Source organism: Enterobacter sp. 725m/11, from assembly GCF_011683705.1.
Lineage (GTDB): Bacteria > Pseudomonadota > Gammaproteobacteria > Enterobacterales > Enterobacteriaceae > Enterobacter > Enterobacter bugandensis.
Window position 1 is genome coordinate 45042 of sequence record NZ_JAAQOK010000033.1, and the last position, 13377, is coordinate 58418.

The window sequence follows — 13377 nt, forward strand, 5'->3', positions numbered from 1 at the left end:
GATCGCCACACTCAGACCATTCCTGACAGTCTTCCATATTTCCTCCATTTTTCCGCTGTGTTAGCTGACTAAACTAGTATCATTCCCCGAAGTATTCAGGATGAGAACGTATAACGATGAAAGGCAGTAACAAATCCCGCTGGGCAATCGCCGCTGGCATCATTGTGGTGGTCCTTGCCGCCGCCTGGTACTGGCACAGTCAGTCTGCGAACTCCGCCGCTCCCGCTGGCGCCAGCAGCCAGGCCCAGCGCCCGACTGGCGGCGGCCGTCACGGCATGCGCGGCGGCGCGCTGGCACCGGTTCAGGCGGCAACGGCGGTGAGCAAAGCCGTTCCGCGTTATCTGACGGGGCTCGGAACCATCACCGCCGCCAACACCGCCACGGTGCGCAGCCGCGTTGACGGTCAGCTCATCGCGATCCACTTCCAGGAAGGTCAGCAGGTCAAAGCGGGCGATCTGCTGGCGGAAATCGACCCGAGCCAGTTTAAAGTCGCCCTCGCTCAGGCGCAGGGGCAGCTCGCGAAAGACAAAGCCACCCTCGCCAACGCCCGTCGCGATCTGGCGCGCTACCAGCAGCTGGTGAAAACCAACCTCGTTTCTCGTCAGGAGCTGGACACCCAGCAGTCGCTGGTCAGCGAAACGCAGGGCACCATCAAAGCCGACGAGGCCGCCGTCGCCAGCGCGCAGCTGCAACTCGACTGGAGCCGCATCACCGCGCCGATTGACGGACGCGTGGGCCTGAAGCAGGTCGATATCGGTAACCAGATCTCGAGCGGCGACACCACGGGCATCGTGGTGATCACCCAGACCCACCCGATTGATTTAGTCTTTACCCTGCCGGAAAGCGATATCGCAACCGTCATGCAGGCGCAAAAAGCCGGTAAAGGCCTGGTGGTGGAAGCCTGGGACCGCACCAACAAGCAGAAGCTGAGCGAGGGTTCCCTGCTTAGTCTGGACAACCAGATCGATACCACCACCGGCACCATCAAGCTGAAGGCGCGCTTTAACAACCAGGACGATGCTCTCTTCCCGAACCAGTTCGTCAACGCGCGAATGCTGGTCGCTACCGAAGAGAACGCGGTAGTGATCCCCACCGCAGCGCTGCAGATGGGTAACGAAGGAAGCTTTGTCTGGGTGCTGAACAGCGACAATAAAGTGAGCAAGCATCTGGTGAAAACCGGGATTCAGGACAGCCAGACGGTGGTCATCAGCGCCGGACTCTCCGCCGGCGACCGCGTGGTCACCGACGGCATCGACCGCCTCACCGAAGGCGCGAAAGTTGAGGTGGTTGAACCTGCGAAACAGGGAGCGACCTCCTGATGCAGGTTATGCCCCCGAGCTCTACAGGTGGGCCGTCACGCCTGTTTATCCTCCGCCCTGTCGCCACCACGCTGTTGATGGTGGCGATCCTGCTGGCCGGGATCATTGGCTACCGCTTCCTGCCCGTGTCGGCGCTGCCGGAGGTGGATTATCCAACGATTCAGGTTGTCACTCTCTATCCTGGCGCCAGCCCGGACGTGGTGACGTCCGCCATTACCGCCCCGCTGGAGCGCCAGTTTGGCCAGATGTCCGGGTTAAAACAGATGTCCTCCCAGAGTTCCGGCGGGGCATCCGTCGTGACGCTGCAGTTCCAGCTAACGCTGTCATTGGACGTCGCCGAGCAGGAAGTGCAGGCCGCCATCAACGCCGCCACCAACCTGCTGCCGTCGGACCTGCCTAACCCGCCGGTCTACAGCAAGGTGAACCCGGCGGATCCGCCGATCATGACGCTTGCCGTCACCTCCTCCGCCATGCCGATGACCCAGGTCGAAGACATGGTCGAAACCCGCGTGGCGCAGAAGATTTCTCAGGTCTCCGGCGTCGGCCTCGTCACGCTGGCGGGCGGCCAGCGCCCGGCCGTGCGCGTGAAGCTTAACGCACAGGCGATTGCCGCGCTGGGGCTGACCAGCGAAACCATCCGCACCGCCATCAGCAGTGCCAACGTCAACTCGGCAAAAGGCTCGCTTGACGGCCCGACCCGTGCGGTCACCCTCTCGGCAAACGACCAGATGCAGTCCGCCGACGAATACCGTCAGCTGATTGTGGCCTACCAGAACGGCGCGCCGATCCGCCTGGGCGACGTCGCCACCGTGGAACAAGGCGCGGAAAACAGCTGGCTCGGCGCGTGGGCGAACAAGCAGCAGGCGATCGTGATGAACGTGCAGCGCCAGCCGGGCGCCAACATCATCGAAACCGCCGACAGCATCCGCACCATGCTGCCGCAGCTGATTGAAAGCCTGCCGAAATCGGTCAGCGTAAAAGTCCTTTCCGACCGCACCACCAACATTCGTGCGTCGGTCACCGATACCCAGTTCGAGCTGATGCTGGCGATTGCGCTGGTGGTAATGATCATTTACCTGTTCCTGCGCAACGTTCCGGCAACCATTATCCCCGCCGTCGCCGTGCCGCTCTCGCTGGTCGGGACCTTTGCGGTGATGGTGTTCCTCGACTTTTCGATTAACAACCTGACGCTGATGGCGCTCACCATCGCCACCGGGTTCGTGGTGGATGACGCCATCGTCGTTATCGAGAACATCTCGCGCTATATCGAGAAAGGTGAAAAGCCGCTGGCCGCCGCGCTGAAGGGCGCAGGGGAAATCGGCTTTACCATTATCTCGTTGACCTTCTCCCTGATTGCGGTGCTGATCCCGCTACTGTTTATGGGCGACATCGTCGGGCGGCTGTTCCGCGAGTTTGCCGTGACGCTGGCGGTCGCCATTCTGATCTCTGCCGTGGTGTCGCTGACCCTGACGCCGATGATGTGCGCCCGCATGCTGAGCCACGAGTCTCTGCGCAAGCAAAACCGCTTCTCCCGCGCCTCCGAGCGGATGTTCGAGCAAATTATTGCCGCCTACGGTCGCGTGCTGGCGAAAGTGCTGAACCATCCGTGGGCAACGCTTGGCGTGGCGCTGGGCACGCTGGCGCTCAGCGTAATGCTGTGGATTTTTATTCCGAAAGGTTTCTTCCCCATCCAGGATAACGGCATTATTCAGGGCACGCTTCAGGCTCCGCAGTCGGTCTCCTTCGCGAACATGGCGCAGCGCCAGCAGCAGGTGTCTGAAATCATCATGAAAGACCCGGCGGTTGAGAGCCTGACGTCCTACGTGGGGGTGGATGGCACCAATCCGTCGCTCAACAGCGCGCGTCTGCAGATCAACCTCAAGCCGCTGGATGAGCGCGACGACCGCGTGAACGCCGTCATCGAGCGCCTGCAAAGCGCCGTGGCCCGCGTGCCGGGCGTTGAGCTTTACCTGCAGCCGATTCAGGATCTGACCATTGATACCCAGGTCAGCCGCACGCAGTATCAGTTCACGCTCCAGGCTACGTCGCTTGACGCCCTCAGCACCTGGGTGCCGCAGCTGGTTGAAAAACTTAACACCCTGCCGCAGCTCGCCGACGTCAGCAGCGACTGGCAGGACAAGGGGCTGGCGGCCTACGTCAACGTTAACCGCGACACCGCCAGCCGTCTGGGCATCACCATGTCGGACGTAGACAACGCCCTGTATAACGCCTTCGGTCAGCGCCTGATCTCCACCATCTACACCCAGGCGAACCAGTACCGCGTGGTGCTGGAGCACAACACCGAGCACACCCCCGGCCTGGCCGCGCTGGACTCGGTGCGCCTGACCAGCAAAGACGGCGGCATTGTGCCGCTGAGCGCCATCGCCACGGTGGAGGAGCGCTATACCCCGCTGTCGATTAACCACCTGGATCAGTTCCCGTCCACCACCATTTCCTTCAACGTGCCGGACGGTTACTCGCTGGGCGAGGCGGTGGAAGCCATCCAGGCTGCTGAAAAAGCGCTCAGCTTCCCGTCCGACATTCAGACCCAGTTCCAGGGCAGCACGCTGGCGTTCCAGGCCGCGCTGGGCAACACCGTCTGGCTGATCGTCGCGGCGGTCGTGGCGATGTACATCGTGCTTGGCGTGCTGTACGAAAGCTTTATCCACCCGATCACCATCCTCTCTACCCTGCCAACGGCGGGCGTGGGGGCGCTGCTGGCATTGATGCTGGCGGGCAGCGAGCTGGACGTTATTGCCATCATCGGCATCATCCTGCTTATCGGGATCGTGAAGAAAAACGCCATTATGATGATCGACTTTGCGCTGGCCGCCGAGCGCGAGCAGGGCATGTCGCCGCGCGATGCCATCTTCCAGGCCTGCCTGCTGCGTTTCCGCCCGATCCTGATGACCACGCTGGCCGCCCTGTTGGGGGCGCTGCCGCTGATGCTCAGCACCGGCGTCGGCGCGGAGCTGCGCCGCCCGCTGGGTATCGGTATGGTCGGTGGCCTGCTGGTGAGTCAGGTGCTGACGCTCTTCACCACGCCGGTGATCTATCTGCTGTTTGACCGCCTGGCGATGTGGACCAAAAGCCGTTTCCCGAAACGTGAAGAGGAGGCGTAAGTGAAGTTTTTCGCCCTCTTCATTTACCGTCCGGTGGCGACGATTTTACTCTCCGTCGCCATTACCCTGTGCGGCGTACTGGGCTTCCGGCTGCTGCCAGTAGCCCCCCTGCCGCAGGTGGATTTCCCGGTGATCATGGTCAGCGCCTCGCTGCCGGGTGCGTCACCGGAGACCATGGCCTCGTCCGTTGCCACGCCGCTGGAGCGTTCTCTTGGGCGGATTGCGGGGGTCAACGAGATGACCTCCAGCAGCTCGCTGGGCAGCACGCGCATCATTCTGGAATTCAGCTTCGACCGGGATATTAACGGTGCCGCCCGTGACGTGCAGGCGGCCATCAACGCCGCGCAAAGCCTTCTGCCGAGCGGGATGCCGAGCCGTCCGACCTACCGCAAGGCCAATCCGTCCGACGCGCCAATCATGATCCTGACGCTGATCTCGGACACCTATTCACAGGGGCAGCTCTACGACTTTGCGTCGACCCAGCTGGCGCAGACGATCTCACAAATCAACGGCGTGGGTGACGTGAGCGTTGGCGGCAGTTCTCTGCCCGCCGTGCGCGTGGGCCTGAACCCGCAGGCGCTGTTCAACCAGGGCGTGTCGCTGGACGACGTTCGCTCCGCCATCAGCAGCGCCAACGTGCGTAAACCGCAGGGGGCGATTGAGGACGGCAGCCACCGCTGGCAGATACAGACCAACGACGAGCTAAAAACCGCCGCGGAATACCAGCCGCTGATTATTCACTACAACAACGGCGCGGCGGTACGCCTGAGCGACGTCGCCAGCGTCACCGACTCGGTGCAGGACGTGCGCAACGCCGGGATGACCAACGCTAAACCGGCCATCCTGCTGATGATCCGCAAGCTGCCGGAGGCGAACATTATTGAGACGGTGAACAGCATTCGCGCCCGCCTCCCGGAGCTGCAGGAGACCATCCCGGCAGCAATCGATCTGCAGATTGCCCAGGATCGCTCCCCGACCATCCGCGCTTCGCTTGAAGAGGTGGAGCAAACGTTGATTATCTCCGTCGCGCTGGTGATCCTGGTGGTGTTCCTGTTCCTGCGCTCCGGCCGCGCGACGCTGATCCCGGCGGTGGCCGTGCCGGTGTCGCTGATTGGGACCTTTGCCGCAATGTACCTGTGTGGCTTTAGCCTTAACAACCTGTCGCTGATGGCCCTGACGATTGCGACGGGCTTCGTAGTGGATGACGCCATCGTGGTGCTGGAGAACATTTCCCGCCACCTTGAAGCGGGCGTGAAACCGCTGCAGGCCGCGCTGCAGGGCACGCGCGAGGTGGGCTTTACGGTACTTTCCATGAGCCTGTCGCTGGTGGCGGTATTCCTGCCACTGCTGCTGATGGGCGGGCTGCCGGGCAGGCTGCTGCGGGAGTTTGCCGTCACGCTCTCGGTCGCCATCGGGATTTCGCTGGTGATTTCCCTGACGCTGACGCCGATGATGTGCGGCTGGATGCTCAAGCGCAGCAAGCCTCACTCGCAGCCGCGCCGCAAAGGCTTTGGTCGTTTTCTGATGGCGATGCAGGAAGGCTACGGCAAATCGCTGAAGTGGGTGCTGAACCATACGCGGCTGGTCGGCCTGGTGCTGATCGCCACCATTGGGCTCAACGTCTGGATGTACATCACCATCCCGAAAACCTTCTTCCCGGAGCAGGACACCGGCGTGCTGATGGGCGGCATTCAGGCGGACCAGAGCATTTCATTCCAGGCGATGCGCGGCAAGCTGCAGGACTTTATGAAGATCATTCGTGAGGATCCGGCTGTAGACAACGTCACTGGCTTTACCGGCGGCTCGCGCGTTAACAGCGGGATGATGTTCATTACCCTTAAGCCGCGCGGCGAGCGCAACGAAACGGCGCAGCAGGTGATTGACCGCCTGCGTGTGAAGCTCGCCAAAGAGCCGGGCGCAAACCTGTTTTTGATGGCCGTTCAGGATATCCGCGTCGGCGGGCGGCAGGCGAACGCCAGCTACCAGTACACGTTGCTCTCGGATGATTTAGCCGCCCTGCGCGAGTGGGAGCCGAAGATCCGTAAGGCGCTGGCCGCCCTGCCGGAGCTGGCGGACGTGAACTCCGATCAGCAGGACAACGGCGCGGAGATGGCGCTCACCTACGACCGCGAAACCATGTCGCGGCTGGGCATCAACGTTGAAGCCGCCAACAGCCTGCTAAATAACGCCTTCGGCCAGCGGGAAATCTCCACCATCTATCAGCCGATGAACCAGTATAAGGTGGTGATGGAGGTCGACCCTCGCTACACCCAGGACATCAGCGCGCTGGATAAAATGTTTGTGATCAACAGCGACGGCAAGGCGATACCGCTCTCCTACTTTGCCAGCTGGCGACCAGCCAACGCGCCGCTGTCGGTGAACCATCAGGGGCTGTCGGCGGCGTCGACCATCTCCTTTAACCTGCCCGCCGGTTCATCGCTTTCCGAGGCCAGCGACGCGATCAATCGCGCGATGACGCAGCTCGGCGTGCCGTCCACCGTGCGCGGCAGCTTTGCCGGGACCGCGCAGGTGTTCCAGGAGACGATGAACTCGCAGGTGATTTTGATTCTGGCCACCATCGCCACGGTCTATATTGTGCTGGGCGTCCTGTATGAGAGCTACGTTCACCCGCTGACCATCCTCTCGACGCTGCCGTCGGCGGGCGTGGGGGCGTTGCTGGCGCTGGAGCTGTTCGGCGCGCCGTTCAGCCTGATCGCGCTTATCGGAATTATGCTGTTAATAGGCATCGTGAAAAAAAACGCCATCATGATGGTGGACTTTGCGCTGGACGCCCAGCGCAACGGCAACCTCTCGCCGGAAGAGGCGATCTTCCAGGCCTGCCTGCTGCGTTTTCGTCCGATTATGATGACCACCCTGGCGGCGCTGTTTGGCGCGCTGCCGCTGGTTATCTCGGGCGGCGACGGCTCAGAGCTGCGCCAGCCGCTGGGGATCACCATCGTCGGCGGCCTGGTGATGAGCCAACTGCTGACGCTGTACACCACGCCGGTGGTCTATCTGTTCTTCGACCGCCTGCGGCTGCGCTTTTCGCGTAAAAACAGAGAAACGGTAAACGGGTAAATGACTGAGCTTCCCAGCAACGTTCGCTGGCAATTGTGGATAGTCGCCTTCGGCTTCTTTATGCAGTCGCTGGATACGACCATCGTCAACACCGCCCTCCCCTCGATGGCGAAAAGCCTGGGAGAGAGCCCGCTGCATATGCACATGGTGATTGTCTCCTACGTGCTGACGGTTGCGGTGATGCTGCCTGCCAGCGGCTGGCTGGCGGACAAAGTGGGCGTGCGGAATATCTTCTTTACCGCCATCGTGCTGTTTACCGCTGGCTCGCTGTTTTGCGCCCAGGCCAACACCCTCGACCAGTTGGTGACGGCGCGCGTGCTGCAGGGCGTCGGCGGGGCGATGATGGTGCCCGTCGGGCGGTTAACGGTGATGAAGATTGTGCCACGCGAGCAGTACATGGCGGCGATGACCTTCGTCACGCTGCCCGGCCAGGTGGGGCCGCTGCTGGGCCCGGCGCTGGGCGGGATGCTGGTGGAGTACGCCTCCTGGCACTGGATCTTCTTGATCAATCTGCCGGTGGGCATCATCGGCGCCATCGCCACCCTGACGCTGATGCCGAACTACAAAATGCAGACCCGACGCTTTGATTTCTTCGGCTTTATCCTGCTGGCGGCGGGCATGGCTACGCTCACCCTGGCGCTCGACGGGCAAAAGGGACTGGGGATCTCCGCCCTGACGCTCGGGGTGCTGGTGGTTATCGGCATCACCGCCATTCTGTGGTATCTGTGGCATGCTCGCGGGAATGACCAGGCCCTGTTCAGCCTGAACTTATTTAAAAATCCCACCTACCGCCTTGGCCTGTTCGGCAGCTTCGCCGGACGTATCGGCAGCGGCATGCTGCCGTTTATGACGCCCGTGTTTCTGCAAATTGGCATGGGGTTTTCGCCGTTTCACGCGGGCCTGATGATGATCCCGATGGTGCTCGGCAGCATGGGGATGAAGCGCATCGTGGTGCAGGTGGTGAACCGCTTTGGCTACCGTCACGTGCTGGTGGCCGCCACACTGGGGCTGTCGCTGGTCAGCCTGCTGTTTATGACCGTGGCGCTGATGGGCTGGTACTACGTCCTGCCGCTGGTGCTGTTCTGCCAGGGGATGATCAACTCCATGCGCTTCTCATCAATGAATACCCTGACGCTGAAAGACCTGCCGGACGATCTGGCGAGCAGCGGCAACAGCCTGCTGTCGATGATCATGCAGCTCTCCATGAGCGTCGGCGTGACCATCGCGGGTTTACTGCTCGGCATGTACGGCCAGCATCACCTCAGCGTCGACACGCCGGTGGCGCATCAGGTCTTTTTATATACCTATCTCAGCATGGCGGTCATTATCGCCCTGCCCGCTTTCATCTTCGCCAGAGTGCCGGATGATACCAGCAAGAACGTCGTGATTAGGCGCGGCAAAAGGAGTGGCTCATGAAATTCTGGCGTCCGGGTATTACCGGCAAGCTTTTTGTGGCGATTTTTGCCACCTGTATCGTCCTGCTGATCACCATGCACTGGGCGGTGCGGATCAGCTTTGAGCGCGGTTTTATTGATTACATCAAGCATGGCAATGAACAGCGTTTACAGGGCTTAAGCGATGCGCTGAGTGAACAGTACGCCCAGCACGGCAACTGGCGTTTTCTGCGCAATAACGACCGCTTTATTTTCCAGATCCTGCGCTCGCTGGAGCACGATGCCGGCGACGATCGGCCTGGCCCGGGCATGCCGCCGCACGGCTGGCGCACCCAGTTCTGGGTGATTGACCAGGATATGCGCACGCTGGTTGGCCCGCGCGCGCCGATACCGCCGGACGGCACCCGCCGGGCGATTAAGGTGAATAACGCGACCGTCGGCTGGGTTATCGCCTCACCGGTGGAGCGCCTGACGCGCAACACCGATATCAACTTTGACCGCCAGCAGCGCCGGACCAGCTGGCTGATCGTCGCTCTCTCCACCCTGCTCGCTGCGCTCGCCACCTTCCCGCTGGCGCGCGGTCTGCTCGCGCCGGTGAAACGGCTGGTGGAAGGCACGCACAAGCTGGCCGCCGGGGATTTCACCACCCGCGTCGACACCCGCAGCCAGGACGAACTAGGCAAGCTGGCGCAGGACTTTAACCAGCTCGCCAGCACGCTGGAGAAAAACCAGCAGATGCGCCGCGACTTTATGGCCGATATTTCCCACGAGCTACGCACCCCACTGGCGGTGCTGCGCGGCGAGCTGGAAGCCATTCAGGACGGCGTGCGCCAGTTTACGCCCGAATCGGTGGCCTCCCTGCAGGCGGAGGTGGGCACGCTCACCAAGCTGGTGGACGATCTCCACCAGCTCTCCATGTCCGACGAAGGCGCACTGGCCTACCAGAAGGCGCCCGTCGATGTCATTAACGTGCTCGAAGTTGCCAGCGGCGCCTTCCGGGAACGGTTTGCCAGCCGCAACCTGAAAATCGACCTCTCCCTGCCGGACAGCGCGGTGGTATTTGGCGACAAAGACCGGCTGATGCAGCTGTTCAACAACCTGCTGGAGAACAGCCTGCGCTACACCGACAGCGGTGGCGGGCTGCATATCTCCGGCAGGCAGGACAACGGGCGCTTCGCCCTCACCTTCGCGGATTCCGCCCCCGGCGTGCAGGACGCACAGCTGGAAAAATTGTTCGAGCGCTTTTACCGCACCGAAGGCTCCCGCAACCGCGCCAGCGGCGGTTCCGGCCTGGGGCTGGCGATTTGCGTTAACATCGTCGAGGCGCATAATGGCACCATTCGCGCCGCCCATTCGCCTTTTGGCGGGGTTAGCATTACAGTAGAGTTACCTCTGGAACGGGATTTATCGAGAGAAGTATGACCGAGTTACCGATTGACGAAAACACGCCGCGCATTTTGATCGTCGAAGACGAACCCAAGCTGGGACAGCTGCTGATCGACTATTTACGCGCGGCCAGCTATGCCCCGTCACTGATCAGCCACGGCGACCAGGTGCTGCCGTACGTGCGCCAGACTCCGCCGGATCTTATCCTGCTGGATTTAATGCTGCCTGGCGTTGATGGCCTGACCCTGTGCCGGGAAATTCGTCGCTTCTCCGACGTGCCTATTGTCATGGTCACCGCTAAAATCGAAGAGATTGACCGCCTGCTGGGACTCGAAATCGGCGCGGACGACTACATCTGCAAGCCCTACAGCCCGCGTGAGGTGGTGGCCCGCGTGAAAACCATTCTGCGCCGCTGCAGGCCGAAGCGCGAGCTTCAGATGCTGGACGCCGAAAGCCCGCTGATTGTGGATGAGAGCCGCTTCCAGGCGAGCTGGCGCAGCAAGCTGCTGGACCTCACCCCTGCGGAGTTCCGCCTGCTGAAAACCCTCTCCCACGAGCCGGGAAAAGTCTTCTCCCGCGAACAGCTGTTGAACCACCTGTACGACGATTACCGCGTGGTGACCGATCGCACCATCGACAGCCACATCAAAAACCTGCGCCGCAAGCTGGAGGCGCTGGACGCCGAGCAGTCATTTATTCGCGCGGTGTACGGCGTGGGGTATCGCTGGGAAGCGGATGCGTGCAGGATTGCGTGATTTTGCAATGAGTATCGGTGGAAAACAATCCACACGATACTCATTTCTTAGAGACTTAATACAATAATTTGCTTAAATATTTTTTGGGTATACATATTCAATAAAATAATATTTTCATATTGAACTTAACGTAATGACTTCAAAATTGTGTTTTGTTCAGTTACCATACTATCATAATCAGTTTCAATTATTTTATTAATAAATACTCTTTCCCTGTCAACTTGAAGCGGGTATACATTAACTTTCTCGTGTTTTTTGAAATCATTTACTTGTATAGGTTCTTCAAAAGATCTAATTATATCCATTGCAGATAAGACCTCCCCTTCCCATTGATTTATTATTGCTCTCGACTCCGACATCTTAAACCTTTCCTCATGTGAAATCATTGTTGCATTTATATACTTTGACTTTATTAATCGACTAAATGAAGATGAATCGGTCACATAAACACCATTAATTTTCCCTGGAATTGAATGGGGGAGATTATTCATAATAACAGGGATTATTTCATAATTATGCAGATCAAAACCAAAGTATTCTTCGAATATTTCCGGATATATCTCAAGACCTTTAACGAGCCTCTTGACTTGATAGGTGGTTTCAAAAAGAAATTTTTTCCTCTGATAGGCTCTAGTAACGGATCCAGAAGATAAATTAGTATTCTTGCATTCTAGAACAAATAACTTATCATCTAATAAAAATACAGCGTCATATTCATATTCTTCTTTATCTCGAGTAAATTTAAATTTTTTAACATTTAAGCCATGATCTTCAAGCGTACTTATTATATCCTTTTCAAATCCATATCCTTTTGCCGTAAGATCTGCTTCTTCAGAGGCGAATTTTGATAGTATGATGTTACTAATTAAAGGGGATGTATAAGCAGGAGTGAATAATACATATGTATTATCCTCAACTTTAATTAATGGCGAGTCATATATATCTCGACTTTTCATACTGAATGTAAGCTTATCAATAAATGTTTTCGCACTACTCTCTGACAAACCTCCAAGACGCAGAATGCCTACAAGAGCACTGTGACTATAATGTATTTTTTTCTTTTTATTTTTGGAAATATAAGTAATAACAGAATATCCCCTAACCCACTCACGGATGGTGAGCCCTAGAACTACAGTATTAACATCATTACTCGAAATTACATCAAAGAGAGAAACCAAGGCAGGTAACTCTTCAAGGATTACCATCCTATGGTCAATTTTTCCAGGCCACTCTGTAATATCTTTAAGTAAATTTTCCTCAAGATTATACTTAGCGACTCCTTCCCAAAAATTCTGGCTAATTTTTCTTGAAAGTCTTTCATTGGAGATCACATCATACCTCTCAAGACTATCAATTGTTCTATCAAAAACTACAACTGATTCAATCCCCTCTCTCTTGTAATCTTCTGGAATATCCTTTGACTCCATCGTTAATAATTGATTATCAAAATAGATACAGCTTTTTGTACATGTGAGAAGTTCATTCCAAATGAGAGCATAGTAAAAAACAGGGATTGCTTTTTTTATATCCTCTTCAACCATTACAATATTTTCCGGCAAGACAATTACGTCCCCTTTGCAGAGTTTATTCTCATAGGAAAACATTTTTAACGTAAGAGTCAAATAGTTCACTATTTTATCTAATGCTGAATCAGGAGAGAACGACTTTCCTTCATCATTTTTAATATTCCGAGCATTTGTAGTAAGCATTGATTCTTTGAAATCAAAGCTTTGTATATTTTTCTCTATCAAATCCTGGAGAAAATACCCCTCATCCAGAGCATGGCTAATTACGGACCAACATTGTTCCCGTACCGATTTTTTCATGATCTCTAAATTATGTAATCCATCCTTGATGCCATCAAGTAGATTTTCAGAAATTTGACATGTTGTTAATACTTTTTTCGTCAAGTCTATTATTTCCTGACTACTACAATTTTTAATAATTGATTCTAAAAAAACATTTCTTTTCTCTCTTTTATCAAAGTCATGCATTTGGAAATTTTTAAAATTTTTAACATGATACTCAAGAAAGCTATGTAACCCTCCTTCATTTCCAGTCGAGCTTAATGCATTGACTAATCGTTTGGTTTTGTAATTAACGCAATCCTTAGCTAATTCTTTAAAATTTATATTTGACATTGAAAAGGTTCCTTTTAAATTGAATCCACCATATTTAAAACTGTCAGACTTCATAAAAAATGACAGCAAGTAAAAAAACACGCATAAAAGAAACGGCTTATGCGATATTAAAATTAATAACATAAAAAATCAATAAAAGATAAAACCCTGTCTCTTATACACATCTCCGAGCCCACGAGACA

7 protein-coding genes are annotated in these 13377 nt (G+C 56.5%); 6 read left to right on the forward strand and 1 reads right to left on the reverse strand.

Annotated elements, in window-relative coordinates:
* Positions 1-116 precede the first annotated feature (116 nt).
* Genes HBA26_RS15225 through baeR form a run of 6 tightly spaced genes read left to right on the forward strand, consistent with a single transcriptional unit; the run spans position 117 to position 11054 of the window.
* Positions 117-1319, forward strand: coding sequence for an MdtA/MuxA family multidrug efflux RND transporter periplasmic adaptor subunit (locus tag HBA26_RS15225; RefSeq protein ID WP_126345318.1), 1203 nt, complete (start codon positions 117-119; stop codon positions 1317-1319).
* Complete coding sequence (locus tag HBA26_RS15230; RefSeq protein ID WP_126345319.1) at positions 1319-4441, forward strand: MdtB/MuxB family multidrug efflux RND transporter permease subunit; 3123 nt, start codon at positions 1319-1321, stop codon at positions 4439-4441. Before HBA26_RS15225 ends, HBA26_RS15230 begins: the two co-directional genes overlap by 1 nt.
* Positions 4442-7519: a multidrug efflux RND transporter permease subunit MdtC gene (mdtC, locus tag HBA26_RS15235; protein WP_166720946.1), complete on the forward strand. Its 3078-nt coding sequence runs from the start codon at positions 4442-4444 to the stop codon at positions 7517-7519.
* Positions 7520-8935: an MFS transporter gene (locus HBA26_RS15240; RefSeq protein ID WP_126345321.1), complete on the forward strand. Its 1416-nt coding sequence runs from the start codon at positions 7520-7522 to the stop codon at positions 8933-8935.
* Entirely contained in the window at positions 8932-10335 is a 1404-nt protein-coding gene (gene baeS / locus HBA26_RS15245) for a two-component system sensor histidine kinase BaeS (protein ID WP_028013813.1), read from the forward strand. Before HBA26_RS15240 ends, baeS begins: the two co-directional genes overlap by 4 nt.
* The gene (gene baeR, locus HBA26_RS15250; protein ID WP_047367938.1) at positions 10332-11054 is read left to right on the forward strand and encodes a two-component system response regulator BaeR; all 723 of its coding nucleotides are present in this window, start codon (positions 10332-10334) and stop codon (positions 11052-11054) included. The genes baeS and baeR overlap by 4 nt, the downstream gene beginning before the upstream one ends.
* A gap of 125 nt (positions 11055-11179) precedes the next feature.
* On the opposite strand, the gene HBA26_RS15255 is transcribed toward baeR, so the two are convergent.
* On the reverse strand, positions 11180-13195 hold the full coding sequence (locus tag HBA26_RS15255) for a hypothetical protein (RefSeq protein WP_166720947.1): 2016 nt from the start codon (positions 13193-13195) through the stop codon (positions 11180-11182).
* Positions 13196-13377: the final 182 nt, after the last annotated feature.

Bases quoted from the DNA above. Each gene is read 5' to 3' on its own strand.
- baeS (WP_028013813.1), top strand. From the start codon at position 8,932: ATGAAATTCTGGCGTCCGGGTATTACCGGCAAGCTTTTTGTGGCGATT.
- HBA26_RS15225 (WP_126345318.1), top strand. From the start codon at position 117: ATGAAAGGCAGTAACAAATCCCGCTGGGCAATCGCCGCTGGCATCATT.
- HBA26_RS15230 (WP_126345319.1), top strand. From the start codon at position 1,319: ATGCAGGTTATGCCCCCGAGCTCTACAGGTGGGCCGTCACGCCTGTTT.
- baeR (WP_047367938.1), top strand. From the start codon at position 10,332: ATGACCGAGTTACCGATTGACGAAAACACGCCGCGCATTTTGATCGTC.
- HBA26_RS15240 (WP_126345321.1), top strand. From the start codon at position 7,520: ATGACTGAGCTTCCCAGCAACGTTCGCTGGCAATTGTGGATAGTCGCC.
- HBA26_RS15255 (WP_166720947.1), bottom strand. From the start codon at position 13,195: ATGTCAAATATAAATTTTAAAGAATTAGCTAAGGATTGCGTTAATTAC.